Here is a 26,174-nt window from a genome sequence, read left to right as displayed (position 1 = left end):
AGAATCAACCGGCCACTGCGTCGGCGGTGGCCGTTGGGGCGGGCAACGTCTCGCGAATGAAACGCTCGATCGTCTCACAATAGCGATCCAGCGGCAGGTCGTCTTTCTCTTTGCCGAACGGCTCTTCGATCGTCTCGGCGACCATCTCCATGCCGATCATAAAGCAGCTCGCCAGCAATACGATCGGGATCGTAAACCATCCTTGATCGACACCCACAACCCACGGGCCTGCCAGCGTGTAAAGAATGACGCTGCCCCAGGCCATGTAGCGATAGCTGGGGACCATCGGGGTGTTGCGGATCCGTTCGCAGGCCCCGCAGATCTCCATCAAGGTGTTTGCGTTGCGTTCAATGATGCGAATCGAGGCGTGCAGCGTGTCGTCACGATTCCAACGATCGAGGTACTTGAAGATTTGCAACACGACGAAGCCGGGGCGGTGTTGAATCTGCTTGATCTCGGGATAGACAGCTTCGATCTCGGGAAGTGGATCACGTTCGCCTCGGAGGTGCATTCGCAGTGCGTGGGGGAAGGCGATCAGAAGATCGGCGAAGTGATGCTGTTCGGCGAGTTCAATGTCGGCGAACGCCGCGGTCTTGATCGCCAGGTTGCGTGACTCGTTAATCAGGCAGCCCCACAGGGTGCGTGCTTCCCACCAGCGATCGTACGAGGCACGATTGCGAAACACCAGCAACACACCAATCGCCAAACCCAGGACTGTGGTAATGGCGTCCCCCAGCGTCGATTCTGGAACGTGATACTCTTCAAAGACTGAGATCACGATGACGCTGTATGCGGTGACGGCCAGCAGCCATAGCAGAAGACGGACGTACATGGGTGGTCGTAGTTCGAAGGTTGAAAACAAGAAACCGGAAGTCTACTCCATGCCCTTCTTCAGTTCCTTGACCTCATTTTCCCTCACCTGAAGGCGCTGGATCGCGGTTGCTTTCCCCGTTTGCGAATCGACATCGACGATTGCACCGTTCAAGCGAACATCGTCCTTCGCCACATCGAAGAGAGTTGGGCGGAAGGTGATGGTCGTTTCGAGCACTCGGTCAATTCGCCGACCGATGATGCTTTCGTGCGGACCGGTCATGCCGACGTCGCACATGAAGGCAGTTCCCCTCGGGAAGATCTGTTCGTCCGCGGTCGCTACGTGGGTGTGCGTTCCCAGGCAATAGCTGGCGCGGCCGTCGAGATGACGCCCCATCAACTGCTTGTCGCTGGTTGCTTCGGCGTGGAAGTCGACGCAGCGAATCTTCACGTCGGATGGGATCTGCGAGAGCACGCGATCGATCGCTGTCCAAGGACAATCGACCGGTCGCATGAAGACGCGTCCCATCACGCTGATCACCGCCACACGCAGGCCTTCTTTCGACTGGACAATGGCAAAGTCTTTGCCTGGTGCCGACGAAGGATAATTGGCTGGTTTGACGATGTTGGGCTGCGACTCGAGCGTTTTGTTGAGCTCTTTGCGGCGATAGATATGATCGCCCATGGTAATGCAGTCGACGCGAGCATCGATCAGTTCGCGATGGGCGGCCGGGGTCAGACCCGAACCGCCACATGCGTTTTCAGCATTGGCAACCACGAGAGAAAGGTTGTACTTCTCGCGGAGTGCCGGCACGACATCGCGTACGATGTCGCGTCCGACTTTACCGACGATGTCGCCGATGTGCAGAATCCTCAAGGGAGCCAGCCTTTCCAAGCTAGTGAACTACCGCGCGAACTCCGTGAAGCGGGATTCGCGGACCATGGTGACTTTGATTTCGCCTGGGTACGTCAATTGTTCCTCGAAGGCTTTGGCGATGTCGCGACAAATCTTCGCGGCCATCTCGTCATTCACTTCCTTGGCGGATGCGATCACACGCAACTCGCGGCCAGCCTGAATAGCGAAGGCCTGCTCGACGCCATGAAAACCGGTGGCAATCGATTCGAGTTCTTCCATGCGTTTGATGTACCGCTCGAGGGTTTCTCGGCGAGCCCCAGGACGCGAAGCACTGCACGCGTCGGCGGTGGCTACCAGCATGGTATAGGGATACTCGGTGATGATCTCGTCGTGGTGACCGAAAGCAGCGTGAACCACTTCCGGCGATTCGCCGTGACGCTTCAGCAGGTCGGCACCGATTTTCGGATGGCCACCTTCCAGTTCGTGGTCGGCTGCCTTACCGATGTCGTGGAGCAAGCCGGCACGACGAGCCGTCTGGGCGTCGAGGCCGATCATCTCGGCCAGCAAGCCAGCGATGAAGCCGACTTCGATGCTGTGCCGTAAGACATTCTGGCTGTAGCTGGTGCGGAAATGCAACCGGCCCAACATTTCGATCAGCCGTGGCTGAAGCCCCATCACGTTGATTTCGGTGGCGGCTTCTTCACCCTTTTTACGGATGGTCGCCTCGATCTCGGACTGGGTTTCTTTGACCACTTCCTCGATCCGCGATGGGTGAATGCGGCCGTCGGCGATCAGCTTGTTGAGCGACTGCCGGGCAATTTCGCGGCGGACCGGATCGAACCCACTGACGATCACCACGCCGGGCGTGTCGTCGATGATGACGTCGACGCCTGTTTCTTTTTCGAAGCTACGAATGTTACGACCTTCGCGACCGATGATTCGTCCCTTCATTTCGTCACTGGGGATATCAACGGTGCTGGTAGTCGATTCGGCCGTGTGTGCGGCGGCGAATCGCTGCATGGCGGTCAGCAGCATGTCTTGAACGATCGGACGAACTTCTTCTTCCATACGGCGCTGGTGCTTCAGCACGATGGCACCCGTTTCCGATTGAAGCTGTTGATCGAGCAGCTTCAACAACTCTCCCTTGGCTTCTTCCGCGTTGAGACCGCTCATGCGGTGCAGACGTTCCTGCTGATCGCGGATGATGCGTTCCAAGCTGGTGGCCCGCTTTTCGTTCTCGTCGATTTTCTCAGAGAGCCGGCGCTGGGTCTTTTCGACCATATTCTCCTGTTTGCGGAGATGTGTGGCCTGTTGGTCGATCGATTCTTCGCGGCGGTCAAGCGATTTTTCGCGTTCCCGCGTTTCGTCGCGTTGTTTCGAGAGTTCCTTTTCGGCTTCGGTCTTCAGACGAAGGGCTTCTTCCTTGGCTTCGAGCAAGGCTTCCTTCTTCAGGTTATCAGAGTCCTGTTTGGCCTTATCCAGGATCTGTTGGGCCTCGGTCTCCACGTCCTTTTTTCGGAGCCGATCAATGAACTTGACAAGCAGCGCGGCACCAACTGCCGACATGACTGCTGCCAACACGATATAAAATCCCACGTTCCACTACTCCTGCAGCTGGATGGAATAGCGATTAACGAGGTGAAGCAGGCGCGGACGAGAAGGCGGTCGTACCAGAAGTGGTAGACCGGCCAGTTTGTCAGAAACGGTCGATAGCCAAATTGAAAAGTTCGTTCCCCCGAACGACCTTACCCCAGGGCGCAGCAGCACCCACTCATGGGTCAGAAGTCGCTGCGACGTCCGGAAGAGGTTCCGGATGTTGGGCCTGCTCGTTTCGCGGACCCTTCTCGGGCGCGTTGGCAGGCGTTATGGGGAAGAAGATGGGCGTCAATTTCCAGCCAACCAAGCAATGGTAAGTGAACCATCGCGGTCTCTCGTTGAGAAGAGGCGTGCCGCTTGTCAGACCGAGCGCGTACGCGTACCGGACTGAGGATTTCTACCTTCCTTGGACAGAGCGCCACCAGGAGCCGTATCAGGAAAAGAAGTAGTTGCACGCTTATCCGCCCTCCGAAAAGCCAATGGGGCTAGAGGATTTACCAATCCGGCACATCGACTGGGTTTCTCCAAACGCACGTCAAGCGAAATGCTTCGCTGCCATTCGTTAAACGCTTAGGTCAACACAATCGGCGGGAACGCGCACAATCGTGGTGCGCAAAACCCGTTCACGCTATATTAACAGACATCCCCTTCAGAGGGAAGCATTCATTTTTTTCTTGCGGGAATCCTTCTTAACAATTGAGGGGCAAACCCTTTCCATCTTGGTCGAGCATGTCCGATTTACCCCTCAGATTCCTGGAAAACTGGCCTTTGGCGGCCTGGGCTGGCCGGGTAATTCTGATCGGTGTTTCCGGTGGTGCCGATAGTGTCGCCTTGCTGCGACTAATGGCCGAAGCGGTCGACGACAACTCTCGCTCCCGAATGTGGGCCATTCATGTGAACCATCGGCTCCGCGGCGAGGCCTCGGACGGCGATCTGGCGTTTGTTCGTGAGCTAAGCGGCACGCTCGGCGTCAACTTTCGGTCGTTCTGCTTGTACCCTGCCCAGCTGGAACAGCAATCGGCCGGCCTCGGAATTGAAGCGGCCGCCCGCGAGGCCCGTTATGCGGTCTTTGAAGAAGCGGCCCACGAGGTCGAAGCCCGGTATCTGGTGACCGCCCACCATCAAGACGATCAGGTCGAAACCGTCCTGCATCGCATATTGCGTGGGACCGGAGTCGCAGGACTTCGCGGAATTGCCTCGGCCCGGCAATGGCTGCCGGGCGTGGGGCTCGTTCGGCCGATGCTTCCCTTTACGCGGACCGAAATCATCGATTACCTTCAAAGTTGCGATCAAGACTGGCGGGAAGACGCCTCGAACCAGACGCTCGAGTTCACCCGCAATAAGATTCGTCAGCAGACGTTACCGAGCCTGCGGGAGGACTTTGGCAGCCAGGTCGATACCTCGCTCGTTCGCTTGGCGGAACAAGCCCGGCAATGCCAGGAAGTGATCGACGACCTGGTGAACGACCTGTACGAGACCGCCGTCTGGCCAGAAGGGGACGGCTCGGTGAGGGTCGATTTGCGAAAGATTCGCCGGCAACGAACTTACCTTGTGCAAGAGTTGATGGTCCGGATCTGGACCGAACGCAACTGGTCGCGGCAAGATATGAGCCAGGTCGCCTGGCAAAAGCTGGCCCAATTGGCGATGTCGTCCCAGCAAGCGACGACCGACATGTTGCCTGGGGCGATTCGAGCCCTCCGCGATGGCGACTTTTTGATTCTTCAGCGTTAACCCCCATGAGATACCCCATGATGCTTTCTCGAATGTTGCTTCTGTTGGCGATGGTTTTGTCGCCGCTGGTTTCCCAGCTCTCGGCCGAAGATGTGCCCGCATTGCCTAAACAGGCAAAACTAGTTTTGGAAGAAAACTGGTTGTCTGGCGAGATCGATCCCGAATGCTGGTATGTCTTCCGAAAGCAATGGGGTGGTGGCAATCATGGCGTGGTGCCAGAGAACGTGGTGATCGGCAAAGACGAAGTTAATGGCACCGAGCGAAACGTCTTGATCTGCACCGCTCACGGTGATCGTTACGACGGACCGGTCAAAGGCTGGTGGGGTAATAAGACCCGCGTCGGCGGCGTGATCGTCAGCCAAGAGCACTTCGCTTCAGGCCGGTTTGAGGTGGTGATGAAGATTGGCGAAAAGGAGTCCCACGACGGAGGCCCTGCCGATCCGACTCGCCCGAAGGGCTGCATCCCTGCCCTGTGGACGTATGCCTATCGTTGGGTCGAGGGTGACAAGGCTCGCAAGGATGAGTTTCAGCCGGAAACGCCGATGTACAATCCGCATATCCCGGCTTATGGCATGGCAGCGAACGCCTATTGGTCGGAGCTCGATTTTCCGGAGTTCGGCAAGGCGGGGAATTTCGACGATGCGATGTACAACACCTTTCTGCAGAACCGACACGACAATCGCTTCTTCTCAGTCGCGCAAGCCGTTGATGGCGAATACCACACGTTCACCACTGAGTGGCGGACGCATCTCCGCGAAATGCCTGCCATTCGCGATTCGCAGGTCATCGAGTCGGATGGCTTCTACTGGGTTCAGGACAAATCGATCCCATTCGCCGATTACCTGGGCAACCCGCTGAAGAAGCTGGGCGAGAACCGCTATGCCTTGTACGAAGGCAAGATTGCTACGCACTACATCGACGGCAAAAAGGTCGCCGAAAACGACAAGTGGGTCCCGGCGATGTCGGCGCAATTGACCATGGGCGTTTGGCTGCCTGATTGGGCCGGGCCGGCCGATTGGAAGACGGCTTCCATGAAAGTTGCCAGCGTAAAGGTTTGGCAATTTGGTGACGAAGGGGACGTGATGGGTGTGATGAAAGGTCGCACCGCCGATAGCTTCGGTATCGACGGCACCCCTTTTCAATAATCTTGCTAAGTCGAGCCGAACGGAGGCACTTCGCAAACGGTGAACTTCAGCTCGTCGAATGACTCGATCCCGGTGATTTCGGCGAGCAGTTCCAATAGCATCTCTTCTGGATCGCGATCTTCGGCCCAGTGGTCGTTGGTGAATGATGTCGATCCGGTGTCGATGTACGTGGTGTCCTCTGCCTGCAAGATAGCCCGGGTGCATTCTCCGTTCTCGTAGGCGGCGAAGCCGTAGGTATCGGACACGCCGTTGAGAAGCAGTGCGTAGCTGGGGTGTTCGTTCGACACCGCCAGCAGACGCTGCTCGAGTGGCAGCGGCAACAGCACGCCTCCTCCGCTGATGGCATCGTCTGGAAAGAGATCCAAGAAGAAGACTGGATCAGTCAGAATCGTCCAGCCATTCGATTCCGCAATCGCTTGCCCCGCCAGTCCTGAAGAAGTCGCTTCGTGGAAAGAGATCGATTCCTTCTCTTGAGCCCCTGGTAGTCCGAGCGATTCCAAGAACGACGCCGGTTGCTTCCCTTGGGAGCCCTTCTGAATCAGAAAGAATGTGTTCCAAGACATGGCATATTCCGAATGAGGTTGGGTGGCAGCAGCAAATAAAAAAGCGAGCCTTCAAAGGGAAGGCTCGCTTTAGCATAACGTCAGAAGATGTCAGGCGTCGACTATTCGACTGGGCCCTCGACACCACCGGTGTACTGCTCGGTTTCCGATTCTTCGCCGTGCAGGACGACTTGTTTGTAACCGCCCTGCATCTGAAAGTAGATCACTAGCAGCAAGTAGCAGACACCCATCGTCGCGGGAACGATCGCCGTCCATTTCAGGGCCATACGACCACCATAGATGTTGGCTTCTTCGACCACTTCCACTTCGTGCTTGTACTGCTCTTCGTTGGCAGGCTTGTTGGCGGCCCACCAGGCGTTCAGCTCTTTGGTTTCTGGCGATAGCGTGTCATCTTTGGTTTCGATCTCGGTACGACGTGCGAGTTCCGCACCATCATCCTTCAACACACCCACCTTGGCACCGTTGAGTGCATAGACGGCTGGGAAGAACAGGAACGACTTCTTGTCAGCCGAGCGGTATTGCTGGAACAAGGCATCGTCGAGCTGTTCCATCTTCTGCGTGGCGAAATAGTCCTGCTTGTAACCAATGCCAGGACCACCGAGCAAACCGGCGGAAAGCATACCGATACCACCCATCACGCCCATGGTGATCGCACCACCACGTGGGAAGCGTTCGCCTACCACGCCGAGCATGGTTGGCCAGAAGAAGGTCTTACCCAAGCCGTAGACGGTTGCGGCGGCGACAATCGCCCAGCCTGTCTGGGCAGCACCCAGCCAGTACAAACCGGTGCAGCCGAAGATGGCACACACAAACAACAGACCAAGTGGGTTGATTTTGTGAACGATCGGCCCAGCGAAGAATCGCAGGACGAACATGATCGACGAAGTGTAGATGAACAGCAGGAACGCGTACTTCGAGATCACGTTTTCCATGATGTTCGTGATCCAGCTGTCGGTACCCAGTTCGACGTAACCAACCATCGCGTGGATGACAAACAAAAACAGCAGCAGTGGCGAAAGGAACTGTAGCAGCATCTCTTTGGTGGTCACACCGGCTGCGGCCGCTTCCGATGGTGGGAAGGCTTCTTTGACGACCATGATGCCGTAGATGATGGTTGGAACCATGTACAACGCCAGCGGAACTTCCCAAGGAAGATGCGTGATAAAAGCACCTTCACCGCAGAAAAGGAAGCCGATGATACCGCCGATGATCAAACCGGCCGGCCAGCCTGCATGCAGAATGTTGAGGTAATGCGTCTTCTCTTTCGGGAAAAGGGTTGCCACCAGCGGGTTAATCACCGCTTCGCACACGCCGTTGGCAAGGGCGAAGATGAACACGCCGATGTAAAGACACCAATAGGTACCTTCTTTACCGGCAAAGCCATAAACGGGCGTCGCGGCCAAGGTGATGATCACCGACAAAACGTGCAGCGCGAACGCGAGAACCAACAGCTTCTTGTAGCCCAGCAAGTTGTCGGCCAGGAAGCTGAAGAAGATAATCGTCACACCGAAGCCGACCAGACCACCCCCGGTGATCGTTCCGAGTTCGACCTTGGTGAAACCATATCGAACCGCCCAGTCGTTCAAAATACCGGCACGGACGCCGAACCCGACGCCAGCGGCGATCAGGGTCATAAAACTAGCAATCAGGAGCGCCATCCGATGAAATTCTTTCGGAGTGGCGGCAGAAGAGGCGTTCGACATCGGAAGGAAATCTCCTACACAGTGCTGTGCATAATGGGGGGATATTGGACGGCTACCCTGGATGCGGGTGCTCGAGATCGGTGTAATCCAGCCGAAGGGGGTGCAACTGGATAAGACGAGAAATCAACGGATTTGCTCCTCGCATAGTGCGAGGCAGTCCGAGTATACCGAACGCAAACTGGAAGTAAACTATTGTCCTGGGGCGATTTCCGGCAAGATTTTCCCTAGGGCGCTAATATTACACAAAGGCGTGTAGCCCCCCTAGATTGCCAGTTTTGAATAACTGCTAGCAGTCCGCTACGACCTTCCCATCGGAAACCAGAGCCTTTCATGACCGATCCTCAACCAGCAGCGATTCCCCAAACGGGATATTTTCGGTGGCTTTTGCTGCTGATCTTGTTGCTGGGCTTAGGGATACGGCTTGGGGCCGCTTTCTGGTGGGAATCTCGAATCGCTGAACCGAATCGGTTCTTTTTCGGGGATAGCCTCAGCTATGAGGTTCTCGCCCGGCAGATCGCGCACGGCGATGACTTCGTCTACGGAGACTCCTACATTGCCCGGACGCCTGGCTATCCGCTGCTGTTGGCACCGTTCTACTGGTTCAGCGACCAGCCGCCGACGATCGCTTTGCGGTTGGTAGGCATCTTTTGCGGTGTTGCTGCGATTGGCTTAACCGCCTGGCTGACGCGGATGCTGTTTGGCCCGCTCGCCGGATTGATCGCCGCGGTACTCGTTTGCTTCTACCCAGGAGCGATCGCCATGAGCGTCTTCGTGCTGAGCGAAGCCCCGTTCGTGCCGCTCATGCTGCTGAATCTTGGCTGGATGGTTGCCGCCCTGCGATCCGATCGCCCAGGCAGTTTGTTGAAGTTAGCGGCGCTGGCCGGCGCGGCGTTTGGACTGGCAATTTTGGTTCGGCCAAGCTGGATGATGTTCCCCTTCTTCGCCGCACCGATTGGCCTTCTGTTCTACGAAAATCGGCGACAACAGCTTAAGTGCTACGTGGTTGCCGGGCTGGTCGCCGTGGTCGTGATGTCTCCTTGGTGGGTGCGAAACTACCGCGTGACCGGCAAGTTCGTGCCGACAACGCTGCAGGTCGGGGCGAGTCTATACGATGGCATCAGCCCGATGGCGACTGGAGCCAGCGATATGCGATACGTCCCAGAGTTTCGACAAGCCCAGGCCGATGCTGATGCTGCTGAGGATGGCCCCTTGCCAGGTACGTATGAGTCGCGACTCGATGACCGCATGAAACAGGCTGCCATAAAATGGGCTCGGCAGAACCCTGGGCAAGTGATCTCGCTGGCGGGCGTAAAGCTGTGGCGGTACTGGACCCCGCTGGGAAACAACCAGGAAGTTAGCGGTAAAATGGAGTTGATCACGGCAATTGGATACCTGCCACTCGTTCTGACGGGGATCGCCGGGGCGATCTGCTTTGCCCGTCGTGGCTGTGTTTATCTGCTGCTGGCGTTGCCGATCGTTTATTTCTGCTGCCTGCATCTCGTGTTCGTAAGCTCGATCCGCTACCGACAGCCCCCAATGCTAGCACTCGTCGTCCTAAGTGCTGGCCTGCTGGCAAGTTGGCTCGGTCAGAAATCGTCCGACGACCCTGCTTCCGAGGCGGAAGCGTCGGTGAACTGAACTGCTAAAACAGCCGTAGAATGGCAAACCGGCGTTTACCGGAAACGCTGATTCTGCCAAGATTTAGCCGCTTAATTCCCTTTTGGAAAGGATTCCATCTCGGGTGCATCGGTTTCTGTCTACATCCTATCGGTGTCTGAAATGGACGACGTTGGTCGTTGTCGTTCTGGCATGCGCAGTCGGGATGTATCTCTATCAGAACCTGAATCAAGAGATTCGCAGCTACGTCGAGAAGAAGTTCGCTTCGCATTACGACAACCTTTTGGTGTCGGTCCGCTCGGCCCGATTTATCGAAGGCAAAGGAATCGAGATTCGCGGGCTGACGTTGTCGCAGCGATCAAGTGCCTACCAAACGCAAGAGTTGGTTTCGCTCGACGAGATCATGGTTTATTGCACGACCGATCCACGAACGCTCGCCACCGGCGACTTTAAAGTGGAACGAATCGTCGTCAAGCGACCACGACTGACCGCTACGATTGAAGCCGATGGACAAACCAACTTGCGGCATCTGTTCCCCTTGCCGAAATGGGGTGACGACAATCCCGAGATTGAAGTGATCGATGCCTCGCTACTGCTGGCCGATCGCCGCGGTGGCAACGTCCGGCGATTGCTGGAAGATGCCGACTTCCAGGTGAAGACCGAAAACGGACCAGGCATGGGAGCTCACGCTGGCCAGGTTCGGATGCAGAAACGAATCAAAGCAACCCTCACTTGCCAGAACTGGGAATCGGCAACGTTGACGGGGCTGATCGACGAAGAAGCCAAGACCTTCGCCGCCCAAGGAAGTATCGTCGATCTGCAAATCGACGATCACCTGTGGGAACAATTCCCACCCGATTGGAAGCAGCGAATTCAAGACATTACGCATCTGAACGCGAATGCGGATGCTTCGTTTCAGATCTCGGGAAACGCGACCGGACTGACCAACTACCTGGCGGTGCTCGACGTGCGTGACGGAACGTGGAGCGATCCTCGCATTCCTGGTTCGGTTGAACGGATCCAGGCCCGCGTGACTGCTTCGCCTCCTGGGATTCGTGTCGACAAACTGGTCGCTTACTACGAGAACGGCTCGGTCAGTGCTTCGCTCACGCGAAATGGCTGGGCGGCGAATAGCCCGATCCATGCGTCGGCGACGCTGAAGAACTTCAACCTGCACCAAGGTCTGGCAGGTTTGCTGCCGGCCGCGATGAAGAAGAGCTGGGAACGCTATAGTCCCTCAGGCACGCTCGACGCTTCGGTGAAGCTTGATTACGACGGAGCGAAGTGGACGCCTGAGATTCACGCGAATTGCCGTGGCACGAACTTCGTCTTCGAAGGCTTCCCTTATCCGGTGTCGCAGGCCCGCGGAAAGATCGACTTTCGAGATCGTCTGCTCGATATCGATTTGACGGCGTTTGCCGGCAAGTCTCGAATTACGATCGTCGGTAGCGTGCTCGACCCTGGCCCCAACAGCAGCGGGCCGATTCGGGTGCGATCGCTCGATCCGGTCTACTGGGATCCAACCTTCGAGAACGCATTGAAGGTCGCGCAGGAAGATGTCTGCCGGGTCGCGCAGTCGTTTAATCTTCAAGGTGGAGCCCTGGTCGACTTCACGCTGGTTACGCATAGTGCTCCTGAAGTGAAGCCGGATAAAACGCTTCGCATGGAGATCATCGACGCCTCGGTGAGGTTCGACAAGTTTGCCTATCCGATCTCGAAAATCAACGGCCATCTCGAGTGGAAAGACGGGATCGTCACGATCGAGCAACTGCAAGGCTACAACGACAGTGGGCACATCACTTGCCAGGGAACCTGGCAGGAAGTTCCAGGCGACAAGCGTGGCAATTTGAACCTGACGTTCGCCTGCAAAGATGTTCCGCTCGATGATGAACTGAAGTCGGCGTTGCCGATCTCGGCCCAGGAAGGTTGGGACCAACTTCGACCGCGTGGCTCGATCGACCATATGGATGTCCAGTTGCACTGGCCCAATGCCGAAGGGGCTTGCGACTTGTGGGTGAATGCTCAGAAGTGGGAACGAACCCGCAATCTTTCCGGGCGTGCGATCTCGGTCGAGCCGGTTGGGTTTCCTTACGTGCTGGACGAAGTCGTTGGCGGCGTCGAGTTCCGCAACGGGCAGATCTCGCTGCATCAAGTGACTGCTCGGCATGGCGATGTCCGGGTCTCGACCAACGGCTCGTGCTACTTTCCGGAAGATCGTCGCTGGCAGATCCGTTTCGAGGGAATGCGAATTGAAAATGTGGCGATCGATCGCGACTTGCTGTTAGCCGTGCCCGAGAAGCTGGAGCAATCGCTGCAGCGTTTGCAGATTGGTCCCCTGCTCCACGCGGATGGCACCGTAGTGCTTTCCAATCCCAATCCAGGAAGCCCCATTCAAATCAATTGGGATATGACAGCCCGGATGGCTGGCGGGCATCTTCGACGTGGAGCGTTAATCGATAACGTCTATGGTGCGATTCGCTTCGAGGGGCAATCGGACGAATCGGGGGCCCGCTCGTTTGGCGAATACCAACTCGACAGCATTACCTATCGCGGCATGCCGGTCTCGAATGTGCGTGGCCCGTTTTGGATTGATGAAACGCAGTTTCTCATGGGACGACATGTTCCACCGAGCGAAGGTCAGACGCCGCGTCATGTCACGGCCAACTCGTTTGGTGGTGTTGTATCGCTTGATAGCCGAATGCAGCTGGCTGGTGCTCAGCCGTTTCAGTTGGATGCCACGTTGGCCAATGGCACGGTCGGGCAGATGCTGATTGACCTGGGGCAGCAGAACCGAGCCCAGACTTCAGGTCGATTGTTCGGCAACATCAGTCTGACGGGGACGATGGAAGGTCCTCACACATACGACGGCAAAGGCTCGATGCAGCTTCGCGATGCGAACCTCTATCAACTGCCGATTGCCGTGGCGATGCTGAAGGTGCTTAGTGCCAGGTTCCCCAACACCAATGCGTTCAACTCTGCCGACGTCAATTATCGCGTCGCTGGCAACTATATCTATCTGGACGATATGAAGCTCTCGGGCGACGCTCTCTCGCTAAAGGGTAACGGCGAGGCCAATCTCGATGGTTTGATCAGCATGCGGTTCTATACCGAGTTTGGCAATCAAACCTTCAATGTGCCGGTGGTCCGGCAGATGTTGGGGGAAGCAAGTCGTAGCTTGATGGTGATCCATGTCGGAGGATCGATCGATAATCCGACTACCGAGCAAGAGATCTTCCCAATGGTGAATCAGACTCTGGAACAACTTTTTCCCGCGAGAGCCGTACGACTTCCTATCGGTGCACCGCCAACGTCCGATACGCCGGCCGGTGTACGACGCGGAAGTTCGATACCTCGCTAGCATTGCGCAATTCGTTTCCCCTTAAGATAGGGGGCGAACATGACGATGATAGCGAATAGAACTAGTTTTTTCCCACGGAAAGCAACCCGACTTACCTGCACGCGTCCGTAGCCGTTTGACTTGAAGGTGAACCTGTCCCAAGGTTCATAGTGAATCAGTATCCCTACAGTGGGATTTCTGCGACCCGATTCAAGCAGCCCAAACAGGGCACGACGAGGAGCAAGGTCATGAGCGTAGGACCGATGGGGGCTTCTTTCGCCAGTTCGATTGCCGGAACCGATTTGGCTCAGCGCAATTCGTCGGACGTCCCTGCCGCACAGCAGGCCACCAGCAACCATTCACGAAAAGTCGACTCAACCGAGAAGGCGGAAAAAGCCGCCGGTGTCGGTGACCCGGACGAAAGCGAGAAAGTTTCCGACCGCGATGCCGACGGCCGCCGAGCCTGGGAGCGCGTCGGCCATCCGGAAGACGAATCGGAAGAAGAGCCAGAACTTCACGACGAAGCCACCTACGACGCCTCGCAGCAAAAAGACCTAATCGACGACAAGGGTCATGAGATCGACCTGAGCGGCTAAGCTCAGCTGGGCGTTTCTACTTTTTCTTCTTCAGCTCAAACGTAAATTCGTTGGGGCCTTCTTTGTTGACCGTGACTTCGATTCCGCCGTCGATCTTTCCGTAGCGGTCCGGAACGTTGTCGATCGAGCCGGATTCGATGTCGTCATCGTAGATCGTGACGCGGTGCTTGCCGACGATGACTCCTTGCTTCTGCCCGTTAGTCCATAAATCGAGGACCTGGCCTGCTTCAACGCGGCCGTTGGAACTCGGGCCAGGCTCTTCCGGGCTGAAGGCGATCAACGCCTTCGAGAGTGGCTGACCGTCGAGGGTCACCGTGGCAGTCACAGGGACGGTGGGTGGTAGCGCCGGGCCAGGATCGCCGCAACCTGCTAGGGCGATCAGTGGTGCAGCGGACAGAGCGTACCAGGTAAAAGAGAGCTGTTTCCAAAGCATGACGATGGCTCTACGCGTGGGGTCGTTGAGTCAGGAGGCAAGGATGTTCGAGGGGACGAGCCGGATTAGATTTCGCCTGGGGTCTCGCCACCGGCGCGGGTTCCGTAGGCCTGAAACACCGTGCGATTGACGGTTTCAGGGATGAACCGCACCGAGCCATCCCCCAGCGTCACGTTCGCCCCGCCGGGGTGCAAACTGCGGGAATGGATGATCATGTTGTCGGTCCCCTGGCCGTTGCATGGCGTGCGTGGCAAGTTGCGGCAACTGCTCAGGCGATCACCCACGATCGTGTTCGGCGGTTCCCGTGTGCTGAAGTTGCCGCTGGCACGGCGACCAAAGTAGTAAGACCCTCGCAGATCTTGATTCACCGAGTTACGCGGAGCGACATCGGGGACCACCAAGATTTCGCCCAGCATCACGGTATTGCTGGTTCCATCGACCACGGAAGCGAAATCGGTCTTCGATTTGGCATAGAACATCCCGTCGGCGTTTTGCATGTAAGGATCGGAGCTAGGGGTGAAATAGCCCGAACCGCTGCAGGCGACATAGTTGCCACCAAACCCGAAATTGCCCGACCAGACGGCTGGCTCGATATTGGTAATCTTCGGCGTGTTGGCATCACTCGGGCATGTCAGCCCATCGATCACGGTAAAACGACCCGGCGCGGTGGCAGCCCGGCGGCCTTGATCGAAGTGAGGCTTCATCTGGTCGTACAAGTTGGCCTGTTCGATGAATGGCAAGATCGACTGCATCCAAGTCGGCGGCGTGTTTTCGAAGTTCAACGGATCGGTTCCGTCGAAGTTGACCAGGCCGATCACCCCTGGTGGGAAGTTGCCGTAGGTATCGTGGTAGTTGTGCATCGCCAGGCCCAACTGCTTCTGATTATTAGTGCACTGCATGCGACGAGCCGCCTCGCGAGCTTGCTGGACTGCCGGTAGCAGCAATGCAATCAGTACTCCAATGATGGCAATTACGACGAGAAGTTCGACCAGGGTAAATCCTGACCGGGCTTGTGCTCGATAACTATTCATGGCGGGGCGATCCGAATCGAAGGGACAAGGCGAAGATGTCTAGAGAAAAGCAGCGAGAAATTGCACTTGTTAAGATCGTGTGGCCACGGAATAAATGCAATAGAAATATGCTTAATTGAGAAAATTTCTGTCTCGCTCGGTCGGAGATTTAAACTGAGGGCTTGTGACGAAGCGGGTAGCTAAGTTGCCCCAAGACTGACCGACCGGTCTTAACTCGTTAGGCCCCTACCGAGTACGATAAGAGCTCTGTCCCTAAGACTCCCTTGAATCGCCCCTGGTAACCTGATGTCGCAGATGCGTTTTACGAAGATGCACGGAGCCGGAAACGACTACGTGTATGTGAACTTGTTCGAGCAGTCCTTGCCGGCAACCCCGGAACGTCTGGCACCCCTGGTTTCCGATCGTCATTTCGGAATTGGTGGCGATGGTCTGATCTTGATCACGCCGTCGGAAGTGGCCGATGCCCGGATGCGGATGTTCAACGCCGACGGTTCCGAAGCCGAGATGTGCGGCAACGGTCTGCGCTGCGTGGCGAAGTACGTTTACGACCATGGAATCGCCAAGAAGGACAAGCTCGACCTCGAAACAGGGGCCGGTGTTCTTTCGGTCGCTTTGGAGACCGATGGCAACGTCGCCAAGCGTGTCACCGTGAACATGGGCGAACCGATCCTCGACGCGGCCAAGATTCCGACCAGCTTCGGAGCGACCCCAGTGGTGAACGAAAAGTTGACCATCGGCGACCGAGAGTTCGAGGTGACTTGTGTTTCGATGGGCAATCCTCACTGCGTGATCTTTGTCGACAAAGCAGACGACGATCTCGTGCTGAAGATCGGTCCGCAGATCGAGAAGGCAACGCAGTTCCCTGCTCGCGTGAATGTCGAGTTCATTGAAATCATCAGCCGTACTGAAGTTCGCCAGCGTACCTGGGAACGTGGTAGCGGCGAGACACTTGCTTGTGGTACCGGCGCCAGCGCTGTGTGCGTGGCAGGTGTACTGACTGGCAAGTTGGATCGGAAGATTCTTAATCACCTCTTGGGAGGCGATCTGGAATTGCACTGGAACGAAGCCGACAACCACGTTTATATGACGGGACCGGCCGAGGAAGTGTTCAGCGGAGCCTGGAACATTCCCCAGGACTTGCCGAAGATAACGGACCTGGCGTAGGGTTCGTCGAGATTATCGTTGAGGCACGGAAGCCATGCGAAAAACTCATCATCCTTGGATTGCCCGCACCGGTGGTTTAGGCCTGGTTGCGTCGCTGAAAGCATTGACGTGGACGCTTGATCTGCGGGCGATGTACTTTCGGGCAGAAAACGATCCTGCGAATCCGTTCTGCCCCCGCCGTGGCATCTACGTCTTCTGGCACGAGTACATCACCATTCCGTTTTGCCTGCGTGGCAACTGCAATCTTTCGATGCTGCTCAGCCGGCATCGCGATGCGGAATGGTTAGCTCACGCGGCGTCGATGATGGGCTTTGGCACCGTGCGTGGATCTTCTAGTTGGGGTAGCATCGCTGCCCTGAAAGAGCTGATCAAGGTTTCGCGAAGGTCGCATTTGACCATCACGCCAGACGGGCCCCAAGGTCCACGGCGCGAGATGGCGCCCGGAGCGATCTACCTGGCGTCGAAGCTGCAGATGCCGATTATTCCGATGGGCTTCGGAATGGATCGCCCGGTCCGATTGGGGACTTGGGATAAGTTCGCCCTGCCCCGTCCCTTCAGTCGAGCACGGATGGTGATGGGAGAAGCGATCAACGTGCCCAAGAAGCTGTCGCGAGAAGATGTCGAGTGGCATCGCATGGAAGTGCAGCGGGTGCTGAATCAATTGACTGACTCGGCCGAGAAGTGGGCCGAATCGCATTTGCCAGGCGAGAACGAAGTGGCGTTCTTTTCGACCGCGACGCCCCTTACCAAGCAGGCCGAGGCGTCGTCGAAGCGGCGATTCTGGTTGAATGCCGCCTCGCGAGATTTCCGCCCATCGCCGGCAAAGCAGCCGCCGGTCGAGGCTCGCGACGATGCACCAGCCCCGAGGATTCTTCCGTTTCGGAATGCCTCATAAGCGAATCGCTTAGCGACGAACCTGTGGCGAGCCCCACACGCTCCAGCAGCCGTGGTTGTTGTCTTCGCCACTTTCGGTGATCAGTTCCAGCGACTGCACGCCAGTCACATCAAGCGAGACTTGAGCCGTTTCGCCGCCACGGAGTTTGCCAGAGCGATAGAGCTCTTTGCCATCGCCAACGACGATAAAGACCGCCGAAGCCGTTTCGCGAACGCCATCCTGCATGCCGGCCGTCGCCTCGAAAGACTTCCATTTCCCTTCCAGGTTGAAGGCGTACTTTGACGGAGCATGGGCATAAAAGCCCTTGGCATGAAACTGGCCGCCAGGCTGCAGGAAGAAGCTTCCTTCCGCACCACGACGCGGCATGGCATAGACGTTGTAGCTGGGACGGCCGTAGCCAGTCTTCGCTTCGGTCGGTTCGACATCGGACAGGTACGCCGAGTCGCCACTCACGCTCGCCAGTGCCACTTGAGGTCGTGTCGGATCGACCGTTTGTGAATAGCTGAGAATTGGTTCGATTGCGGTCTGGGGATTGTTCGCCAGATATTGCTGAGCGAACTTGCGAGCTTCGTCAGCTTCGCCCGAAAGAAATGATTTCTCGAGGCTGGCGATCGCCATGCCATCCCTCAGCGCTTGCACGTCTGGTTCGCCATTCTGATTGGCTTGAAAAACATAGCTGACGTCGCTGGTTGCACCGTTGGCGTGGCAGAAGCTCAGTCGCAGGGCGTTCTTGCCAGGCTTGTGGACATCGAGCGTGACTTCAAACTTGCCACTCGGGTCGACCTCGGCGGTCCACTGGTACGCGTCGTAGTTGTTGCCGCCATCGGCGTCGCTGTAGGCGATCACAGCAAAAGGTTCGACGTTCGACTCCACCTTGCCAGAGATCGTGACTGCCTTGCCATCGCCGCTGAACTGAACGTCCGAAACACGAACATGGGCCCGATCGAATCGTTGCTTGTTGGACTGGGTAACCAGGGGATGACACATCATTCGGGTCGCGCTGGCCAGTGTCATGAAGCTACCCTTCTTGCCGACTAGTTCGGCTCGGTAGGTATAGTTGCCGGAACCCATCAGTGCGGTCCCCTTCCCTTGTTCGGAAGGAAGTTCGCGGTTGTGAGGCAGGCTTAGACCGTGACCCAGTTCGTGGGCCATGCCGCCGATGAAGACTGTGTTGAAGTCGGCCAGGCTGCGGCGTTGGTCGCGGTTGTGTTCGTTGTAGCGAAATGGTTCGTTGGTCTTGGTCAGGTTCAGCGTATCGAGCATTTCGCAGTCCGCTGCGAAGCAGGTTCCCCGCACCTGATTGGCACCACCCAGTCCGTAATAAGGCGAATAAATCTTGAAGCTGCCGTCTTCCTGCTTGTCGCACAAGGCACACAAGATCAAAAGGAACTCGCGTTCTGGATCGACGTTGCCTCGCAGCTTCTGGCCGATCTCGCGAAGGATCGTGCGGCCAGAGTCGTACCCGTAGCCATCGTGGTTCTCGTCTCCTTGAACCATGTTGATCTTCAAACGCTTGCCATCCATTTCCAAAGGCAGCACGGCGTCGGTGAGCCCGATCCGAGCGAACTCGGTATCGTAGAAGTCTTTAATATCGAAGACGATGCGATTGATGCGTTCTTCGTAACTTGGCAGCGGTTGACGATCAGCGGGATAGAAGTAGATCACCCGCAGTTTCATCTCTTCGTTCGGAGCCCCTTCGTGGAAAGCACGGACTCGCGCCTGCAATGCTTTGGCTAGTGTGGTTTCATCGGCAGATGCCGCGCCGGCGAAAGAAACGAAAAGCGACAGCGACAGAAGAATCCGTAGCATCGGCGGGAAGTCCTGGGAGGGAGGAAGGAAGGTTGGTGGGTTGCGCACATTTATATGCTAGTATGCGAGCCCGCCAATGTCGTTCCCTCTGGGGTGCTGTACCTTCCGAATTGCGGAAAACTGTTCTATCATCGAGCACGTTTCGCTTGCTGTTAAAAGTTGATTTTTAGGGGATTTTATCGTCGACATGGATGCTGGAGCCGAGCCTTGGGAAGAGTCATCGCAGCAGCCACCGGTGTTGTCGGTGTCGCAGTTGACCGCCTTGATTCAGGGAACCTTAGAGATGGCGATTCCTGCCGTCTGGGTTTCTGGCGAGGTTTCGAATTTGTCGCAGCCTCGCTCTGGTCACATTTACCTGACCTTGAAGGATGACGAAGCCCAGATCCGGGCTGTCCTGTGGCGCAACACGGCCGCCAAACTTCCTTTCCAACTGGAAGATGGTCAGGAAGTTCTCTGCCATGGTCAGCTCGATGTCTATCCGCCGCGCGGAAGTTATCAGTTGGTGATCCGCGAGATCGAACCTCGTGGTGTCGGTGCCCTGCAGTTGAAGCTGCGCCAACTGCAGCAGAAGCTGATGGCGGAAGGTTTGTTCGAGACTGAACGGAAGCGAGCGATTCCTCGCTTTCCGAAACGCATTGCGTTTGTCACCAGTCCGACCGGCGCTGCGGTGCGCGACTTTCTGGAAGTGATGGGCCGGCGTTGGAAGAACGTCGAAGTGCTGATCATCCCGGCTCGCGTTCAAGGGGATGGTGCCGCCGAAGAAATCGCCGCCGGCATCGAGCAAGCCAATCGTCTGGCCGCACGCCCCGATGTGCTGGTGGTGGGTCGTGGTGGCGGCAGCATGGAAGACCTGTGGTGCTTCAACGAAGAAGTGGTGGTCCGGGCGATCGCCAATTCGCAGATCCCCACCATTTCAGCCGTCGGTCACGAGATCGATGTGACGTTGTCCGACTTCGCAGCCGACGTTCGTGCCCTCACGCCAAGCGAAGCCGCCGAGTTGGCCGTGCCCTCGATGATCGAAATCGAGGAACGCCTAACCGGACTTCAGCAGCGGCTATCGACCGGGCTGCGTTCGACTTATGATCGTGCGGCCGCGAAGGTGGAACTCCTAGCGCGTAATCGTGCGTTCACGCATCCGTTCGAGTTGATCCACGACCATCAGCGAACACTCGACGAGTTAGACGCCGCCGCGACACGAGCCATGCAGCGGAGACTGCAATCGGCTCACGAAATGTTGGCCCGCCGAGCTGCCCAGCTCGAGGCGATGTCGCCGCTGGCGGTGTTATCGCGTGGATACTCGGTCACCCTCAACGATCAGCAAGAGGTCGTTCGGGCCGCCGACCAGGTTCAGCCTGGGGACGAAATCGAGACGATTCTGCCGGACGGCCGGATCAAAAGTCGCGTGATCTCGTAGTTATTCAGGGCGGCAAACCCTCAATTCATACCACCCATCTGGCTGTCGCCAGTAGCCTGTAAGGAATATCATTTTGGCAAAGAAGACGAACGAAGATCAGCCAGCTCCGAAGTTCGAGGAAGGTCTGGCCGAGCTGCAACAAATTGTCCAACAGCTGGAAGGTGGACAATTGGGGCTGGATGCGGCCCTCGAAAAATACCAGCGTGGGATCGAGGTTCTCAAGCAGTGCCATACCGTTTTGAAATCGACGGAACGTAAAATCGAGCTGCTTTCTGGGGTGGATGCGGAAGGAAACCCCATTACTCAGCCCTTTGAGGACGAGGAAATGTCGCTCGACGAGAAAGCTCAATCGCGAGCCAAACGCCGAGGGACCACAAAAAAGCCCGCGACGAAATCGGCGTCGGATATCGTGGACGACGAACGCAAGTTGTTCTAAAATCGGACGTTGCAGCGGAATGCGGCTCGGAGGCCGCCATGTGACATGCCGCTACTGCCAGATACCCCCGATCACCCAGGATTGAGCATGGCCGAAGTGTCGACTGACACCTTTCGGGAAGTTGCCGAACGTTTACGTCCCGAAATCGACGCTGCACTGACCCGTCTTACCGAGTTTGACCAAGATTGCCCCGAGGTTCTGCGCGAGGCAATCCGTTACAGCTTGCTCGCGCCTGGCAAACGCCTGCGACCGGTCCTGACGTTGCTTGCCGCGGAAGCGTGCGGTTCGACAACATGTGCGGCGATCGTCCCGGCATGTGCCGTCGAAATGATTCATGCTTACTCGCTGATTCACGACGACTTGCCGGCAATGGACGACGACGACCTGCGTCGCGGCCGACCGACATGCCATCGTCAGTTCGACGAAGCGACGGCGATCTTGGCGGGCGATGCCCTGCTGACCCGAGCCTTCGAGATCCTGGCGGGCGAAATCGCCGATGCCGAACAATCTCGTCGCTGTCTTCGCGAACTAACTTATGCGGCTGGTGCCAGCCAATTGGTTGGTGGTCAGGTCGACGACCTTCGGTTCGAGACGCTCGAGGGAACCGCTGACGATCTGGCGGCCATCCACCGCCGGAAGACCGGCGCGATGATTACCATTTCATTGCGACTGGGCGGCATCATGGCCCACGCCGACGAAGCGAAATTGAATCTGTTGACGCAGTACGGCGATTGCCTCGGACTGGCGTTTCAGATCACTGACGACCTGCTCGATGTTCAAGGCGACGAGAAGTCGATGGGCAAGCGGGTTGGTAAAGATGCAGACAAAGGCAAAATGACGTTTCCCGGGGTTTGGGGGATTGAAGAAAGCCGTCGTAAGGCGGAACAATTAATCCAGCAGGCAGGTAATGCTGCGGCCAAGCTTCCTAGTGGAGGCGACTCCCTTATTTCCTTGGCCCAATACGTGCTGGAAAGGAATCACTGATCGCCATGGCGGAACTACTCCCCAAAATCAAATCGCCGGAAGACCTGAACGATTTCACCACGGCCCAACTGGAACAGTTGGCCTCCGAAATCCGCGAGGTCTTATGCAATTTGGTGGCGACGCGTACGGCTCACTTCGCCTCGAATCTGGGCGTCGTCGAGCTTTGTATTGCCTTGCACCGCACATTCGACTTCAAGCAGGATCGACTGATCTGGGACACCGGCCATCAGATCTATCCGCACAAGTTGATCACCGGCCGCTACGACCAGTTCAATACGATGCGCACCAAGGGTGGCCTGATGGGCTACCCCAACCCGAACGAGAGCGAATACGACCTCTTCATGACGGGGCACGCCGGAGCGAGCGTTTCGACCGTGATGGGCCTTTCCAGCGGCGACTACCTGAGCGGTGAAAACGATCGTCACTCGGTCGCGGTGATCGGCGATGGTGCGTTCCCAAGCGGCATGGTGTTCGAGGCCTTGAACAATGCCAAGGCGCAGAAGGGAAACCTGATCATCATCTTGAACGACAACAAGATGTCGATCTGCCCACGCGTTGGTGGCGTGGCCGATTACTTCGACCGCCTGCGCATGAATCCGTTCTATACCGGCTTCAAGACGGAAGTCGTCAAAGCGCTGAACATGGTTCCGCTGTTTGGCGACCCGACCGAACGCTTCCTGGCTCAGCTCAAGGAAGGTGTTAAAGCTGGCTTGCATGGCGGCATGTTGTTCGAAGAACTCGGTGTGAACTACATCGGCCCGATCGACGGTCACAACATTCCGCTGCTGCGGAAATACCTGGAAATGGTCAAGACGCAGAAGGGGCCGACCCTGCTGCACGTGGTGACCGAAAAGGGGCATGGCTACGATCCTGCCGCCGAAGATCCGGTTTACTATCACACGCCACCGGCGATGTGTAAGACCGACGAAGACGAAGAAAACGCACCGAAGCCCGGCGAATCGAAGGCCTATACCAACTATGCCCGCGATGCGATCGCGGACGTGATGCGTAAGAACGAGAAGGTTACCGTCCTGACCGCGGCCATGTGCCAAGGGACCAAGATGGAACCGCTGCGTGACGAATTCGGCGACCGGTTCTTCGATACCGGCATCTGCGAATCGCACACGGTCGCTTTCGCTGCCGGTCAGGCCAAAGCGGGGCTGCGTCCAATCGTCAACATTTACAGCACCTTCCTGCAACGAAGTTTCGACAACGTCTTCCAGGAAGTCGCGCTGCAAGATCTGCCGGTTGTCTTCACGATGGACCGCGCGGGGATCACCGCGGCCGATGGTCCGACGCATCATGGGATGTACGACATCGGCTACATGCGGATGTTCCCCAACATGGTTGTGATGGCTCCCGGCGACGCCGACGAACTGACCGAGATGATCAACTTCGCCGTCGAGCACGATCACCCGACCGCGATCCGTTACCCCAAGACCAACGCTGAAAACATCGCTCGCGATCGTCAGCCGGTTGAACTGGGGAAAGCGGAGGTCCTCAAACGAGGTTCCGACGGCGCCGTGATCTGCTACGGTCCACAATTGGCCGAAGCGAAGAAGGCGGTCGAACTGCTCGCCAAAGATGGAATCGACGTCACGCTGGTGAATGCCCGGTTTGTGAAGCCGCTCGATACCGAGACGATGCTTTCGATCGTCAGCGAAGCGCCATTCGTCGTCACTGTGGAAGAAGGTGCCTTGATGACGGGCTTCGGTAGTGCCTTGTTGGAAGCTGCCAACGAAGCCGGCATGAACGCCAGTCACGTGAAACGACTTGGAATTCCGGACGTCTTCGTGCAACATGGAGATCGGGCCGAGATCCTGGCGGAACTTCAGCTCGATGCCCTGGGTATTGCCTCGGTCTGCCGCCAATTGGCAGCCGCCCACGATCAGATTTCTTCCTCGCACTAATCCCCGTTCACGGCCCGATGCCCTCGACCGCTTTGGGAAGAGGGTTGGCATGAGGGGGATCCCGGTTTTCGCGTTCGCCGCGGCGATTCGACGAATAGCCGAACCATACCAACAACCTACCTCATCCTCGCGAAGATCCACCGTGGAACCAGCTTCTCCGAAGAAACCGAGTTGGACCGGGAAAGAAAAGCCGCGCGTCATGCTGCTCGGAGCTGGCAATCGCGCGCATGTCGAGGAAGAAGCGGAGCGCCTGGAGCACTTGCTTCCCCAGTTTGCCGAAATTGTCCATACCGACTTGCAATGGAAGACTGATCTCTCGCACGTCGAAGCCGACTTCGCGATTGTTCTTGGTGGCGATGGCTCGATTCTCGGAGCTGCGCGTAGCATGGGGAATCAGCAGATTCCGATCGTTGGCGTGAATATGGGTAAGCTCGGCTTTCTGGCAGCGTTTACCCCCGAGCAGGTTGTCGATCAGTTGGCCACCATTTGCCGGGGCGAGTGTCAGATCATCGAGCACATGATGCTGCGATGCCGGATTCTGAAAGATGAAGAGGTGATCGCCGAACGAATCGGTTTGAACGAAATGGCGATTCTTGGCGGTCCACCCTTCCAAATCCGCTCGATTGATCTTTACGTCGACGATCAGTTAGCGACATCATATAGCTGCGATGGCTTGATCATCAGCACTCCGGTCGGATCGACGGCCCATAATCTGTCGGCGGGCGGTCCCATTGTGCGGGCCGATCTGCGGGCATTCGTCATTAGCCCGATCAATCCGCACACGCTCACCATGCGAAGTGTGGTCGATACCGGTGACCGCTGTTTCGAGATGCACTTGCGAGGTGCGACCCGAACTATGTCGGTGGTTGTCGACGGAAGAGTGCTCAGTCCGATTACAGCCGAACATCGCGTTTGCGTCGACCAGGCGAAGCCTCGCTTCAAACTGGTTGCCATGCACGACCATAATTACTACCGCACGCTTCGCGAGAAGCTTGGTTGGGGCGGCCAAATCGACCACGGCCGCTAACATAAGCTTCGCAACCCGGACGCGAATCGAAGACCCCCTCGATAGATGACCCAAACTGCAAGGATGCAACCGATGAAAACACTCGCGACTCTCGCGCTGCTGTTGGCCACTTCTACGGTCGCCATGGCCGACGATGCCAAGGTTCTGCTCAAGTACAAGTTTGACGAAGGCGATTTGATTCGCTCGAAGATCGTTCACTTGTCGACGGTCGAAACCAAGATCAAGGGTTCGACGCAAACCGCCCAGTCACGCAGCATCTCGACCAAGCAGTGGAAGGTCGAAGGAGTCGACAAAGAAGGTCTGGCCACGTTCGTTCACTCGGTCGAATCGATCGACATGTGGCAGAAGGTGACCGATCGTCCAGAACAACGCTACAACAGCCAAACCGATCAAGAACCGCCCGCGATTTACGCCGTCGCCGCGCAGAGCGTTGGCATTCCATTGGCTCGCATCACCGTCGATCCGCAGGGCCGACTGGTTCAGCGTAAGCAACTTGGCGGAACCCCCAGCGGTGAAACGCAGATTTTGCCAATCCTGCCCGAAGAACCAATCGCCGTGGGGAGTGCCTGGTATTCGCCAGACGACCTGACCGTTCGGGCCGGCAATGGCAAGCAGAAGCACATCAAGACGCGCCAGGTCTTCCGCCTGGAAAGCGTCACCGGCAACGTCGCCACGATTTCGACCGAAACTCAGATTCTGACGCCGATTGACGATCCGATGCTGAAGGTCGAACTGATTCAGAAGTTGACCCGGGGCAAGGTGAAGTTCGACATCGCTGCTGGTCGTCTGATTTCGCAGCAGTTGGATCTCGACGAAACGATCATCGGTTTCCAGGGCGAAACGAGCGTGATGAACTACCTCGGTCGCATGACCGAAGAACTGCTGCCTGGTCCTCCGGCCAAGGTGGCTGCGATGCCAGCCGCTCCGACACCCGCCGCCGAGCCTGCCAAGGTTGCCGAGCCACAGGAACCCGCCAAGATCGCCAGCAAGCCAACCGCTCCTCGCAGGTTGGATGGGGTCCCAACCTTGGCCGATCCAGCGACCAAGCCGGTTGAAAAGGAAGAAGAAGCGACCGAAGGTCCTGATTTGGACTAAGCTGATTCGATCCGTTGAAAAC

21 protein-coding genes are annotated in these 26,174 nt (G+C 57.1%); 13 read left to right on the top strand and 8 right to left on the bottom strand.

All coding sequences use genetic code 11. From position 1 onward, the window contains the following. Window positions 1–4: 4 nt before the first annotated feature. The 3 genes from ABD890_RS03850 to rny are packed head-to-tail and all read right to left on the bottom strand — an operon-like array spanning window position 5 to window position 3,262. Window positions 5–862, bottom strand: coding sequence for a bestrophin family protein (locus ABD890_RS03850; protein WP_345086059.1), 858 nt, complete (start codon window positions 860–862; stop codon window positions 5–7). 12 nt (window positions 863–874) lie between these two features. Beyond that, entirely contained in the window at window positions 875–1,687 is an 813-nt protein-coding gene (locus tag ABD890_RS03845) for a TIGR00282 family metallophosphoesterase (RefSeq protein WP_345086057.1), read from the bottom strand. Window positions 1,688–1,714: 27 nt separating this feature from the next. Continuing rightward, a complete protein-coding gene (gene rny / locus ABD890_RS03840) occupies window positions 1,715–3,262 on the bottom strand; it encodes a ribonuclease Y (RefSeq protein WP_345086055.1) in 1,548 nt (515 codons plus the stop codon). Between the two features lie 729 nt (window positions 3,263–3,991). On the opposite strand from rny, the gene tilS reads away from it, so the two are divergent. Continuing rightward, the gene (gene tilS, locus ABD890_RS03835) at window positions 3,992–4,993 is read left to right on the top strand and encodes a tRNA lysidine(34) synthetase TilS (protein WP_345086053.1); all 1,002 of its coding nucleotides are present in this window, start codon (window positions 3,992–3,994) and stop codon (window positions 4,991–4,993) included. 17 nt (window positions 4,994–5,010) lie between these two features. Then, window positions 5,011–6,138, top strand: a complete 1,128-nt coding sequence (locus tag ABD890_RS03830; protein ID WP_345086051.1) for a glycoside hydrolase family 16 protein — start codon at window positions 5,011–5,013, stop codon at window positions 6,136–6,138. Between the two features lie 5 nt (window positions 6,139–6,143). Here ABD890_RS03830 and ABD890_RS03825 read toward each other — a convergent pair whose 3' ends face one another. Together ABD890_RS03825 and ABD890_RS03820 are read right to left on the bottom strand one after the other, a co-directional pair. Beyond that, window positions 6,144–6,701 (bottom strand): hypothetical protein, encoded by a 558-nt coding sequence (locus ABD890_RS03825; RefSeq protein ID WP_345086049.1) that lies wholly within the window; start codon window positions 6,699–6,701, stop codon window positions 6,144–6,146. A gap of 101 nt (window positions 6,702–6,802) precedes the next feature. Then, window positions 6,803–8,404 (bottom strand): MFS transporter, encoded by a 1,602-nt coding sequence (locus ABD890_RS03820; protein WP_345086046.1) that lies wholly within the window; start codon window positions 8,402–8,404, stop codon window positions 6,803–6,805. Window positions 8,405–8,734: 330 nt separating this feature from the next. On the opposite strand from ABD890_RS03820, the gene ABD890_RS03815 reads away from it, so the two are divergent. The 3 genes from ABD890_RS03815 to ABD890_RS03805 all read left to right on the top strand — a co-directional run bounded on the left by ABD890_RS03815 (window position 8,735) and on the right by ABD890_RS03805 (window position 13,954). Further along, window positions 8,735–10,042, top strand: coding sequence for an ArnT family glycosyltransferase (locus ABD890_RS03815; protein WP_345086044.1), 1,308 nt, complete (start codon window positions 8,735–8,737; stop codon window positions 10,040–10,042). A 151-nt stretch (window positions 10,043–10,193) separates the two neighbouring features. Continuing rightward, window positions 10,194–13,379 carry an AsmA-like C-terminal region-containing protein gene (locus ABD890_RS03810; protein ID WP_345086042.1) on the top strand — a complete coding sequence of 1,062 codons (3,186 nt, stop codon included), beginning with the start codon at window positions 10,194–10,196 and terminating at the stop codon, window positions 13,377–13,379. 227 nt (window positions 13,380–13,606) lie between these two features. Next, a complete protein-coding gene (locus ABD890_RS03805; RefSeq protein WP_345086040.1) occupies window positions 13,607–13,954 on the top strand; it encodes a hypothetical protein in 348 nt (115 codons plus the stop codon). Window positions 13,955–13,970: 16 nt separating this feature from the next. Here ABD890_RS03805 and ABD890_RS03800 read toward each other — a convergent pair whose 3' ends face one another. Together ABD890_RS03800 and ABD890_RS03795 are read right to left on the bottom strand one after the other, a co-directional pair. After that, on the bottom strand, window positions 13,971–14,387 hold the full coding sequence (locus tag ABD890_RS03800; protein WP_345086038.1) for a hypothetical protein: 417 nt from the start codon (window positions 14,385–14,387) through the stop codon (window positions 13,971–13,973). A 65-nt stretch (window positions 14,388–14,452) separates the two neighbouring features. Then, window positions 14,453–15,418 carry a DUF1559 family PulG-like putative transporter gene (locus ABD890_RS03795; protein ID WP_345086036.1) on the bottom strand — a complete coding sequence of 322 codons (966 nt, stop codon included), beginning with the start codon at window positions 15,416–15,418 and terminating at the stop codon, window positions 14,453–14,455. Window positions 15,419–15,703: 285 nt separating this feature from the next. Here ABD890_RS03795 and dapF point away from each other — a divergent pair, with 285 nt between their 5' ends. Together dapF and ABD890_RS03785 are read left to right on the top strand one after the other, a co-directional pair. Beyond that, complete coding sequence (gene dapF / locus ABD890_RS03790) at window positions 15,704–16,582, top strand: diaminopimelate epimerase (protein ID WP_345086034.1); 879 nt, start codon at window positions 15,704–15,706, stop codon at window positions 16,580–16,582. Between the two features lie 34 nt (window positions 16,583–16,616). Continuing rightward, window positions 16,617–17,477, top strand: a complete 861-nt coding sequence (locus ABD890_RS03785; RefSeq protein ID WP_345086032.1) for a lysophospholipid acyltransferase family protein — start codon at window positions 16,617–16,619, stop codon at window positions 17,475–17,477. Window positions 17,478–17,486: 9 nt separating this feature from the next. Here the strand turns inward: ABD890_RS03785 and ABD890_RS03780 are convergent, their stop codons facing one another. After that, window positions 17,487–19,286: an NPCBM/NEW2 domain-containing protein gene (locus ABD890_RS03780; protein WP_345086030.1), complete on the bottom strand. Its 1,800-nt coding sequence runs from the start codon at window positions 19,284–19,286 to the stop codon at window positions 17,487–17,489. Between the two features lie 187 nt (window positions 19,287–19,473). On the opposite strand from ABD890_RS03780, the gene xseA reads away from it, so the two are divergent. The 6 genes from xseA to ABD890_RS03750 all read left to right on the top strand — a co-directional run bounded on the left by xseA (window position 19,474) and on the right by ABD890_RS03750 (window position 26,152). Continuing rightward, a complete protein-coding gene (gene xseA, locus ABD890_RS03775; protein ID WP_345086028.1) occupies window positions 19,474–20,700 on the top strand; it encodes an exodeoxyribonuclease VII large subunit in 1,227 nt (408 codons plus the stop codon). Between the two features lie 73 nt (window positions 20,701–20,773). Further along, window positions 20,774–21,136 carry an exodeoxyribonuclease VII small subunit gene (gene xseB / locus ABD890_RS03770; protein ID WP_345086026.1) on the top strand — a complete coding sequence of 121 codons (363 nt, stop codon included), beginning with the start codon at window positions 20,774–20,776 and terminating at the stop codon, window positions 21,134–21,136. Window positions 21,137–21,223: 87 nt separating this feature from the next. Next, window positions 21,224–22,120, top strand: a complete 897-nt coding sequence (locus tag ABD890_RS03765) for a polyprenyl synthetase family protein (protein ID WP_345086024.1) — start codon at window positions 21,224–21,226, stop codon at window positions 22,118–22,120. A gap of 5 nt (window positions 22,121–22,125) precedes the next feature. Next, window positions 22,126–24,030 (top strand): 1-deoxy-D-xylulose-5-phosphate synthase, encoded by a 1,905-nt coding sequence (gene dxs, locus ABD890_RS03760; protein WP_345086022.1) that lies wholly within the window; start codon window positions 22,126–22,128, stop codon window positions 24,028–24,030. Between the two features lie 142 nt (window positions 24,031–24,172). Further along, complete coding sequence (locus tag ABD890_RS03755; protein ID WP_345086020.1) at window positions 24,173–25,057, top strand: NAD(+)/NADH kinase; 885 nt, start codon at window positions 24,173–24,175, stop codon at window positions 25,055–25,057. 72 nt (window positions 25,058–25,129) lie between these two features. Continuing rightward, a complete protein-coding gene (locus tag ABD890_RS03750) occupies window positions 25,130–26,152 on the top strand; it encodes a hypothetical protein (RefSeq protein WP_345086018.1) in 1,023 nt (340 codons plus the stop codon). Window positions 26,153–26,174 lie beyond the last annotated feature (22 nt).

Source organism: Bremerella cremea (assembly GCF_039541315.1).
GTDB lineage: Bacteria > Planctomycetota > Planctomycetia > Pirellulales > Pirellulaceae > Bremerella > Bremerella cremea.
Note: the sequence above shows the minus strand (reverse complement) of the source record. Positions and strands in the feature narration are given on the sequence as shown.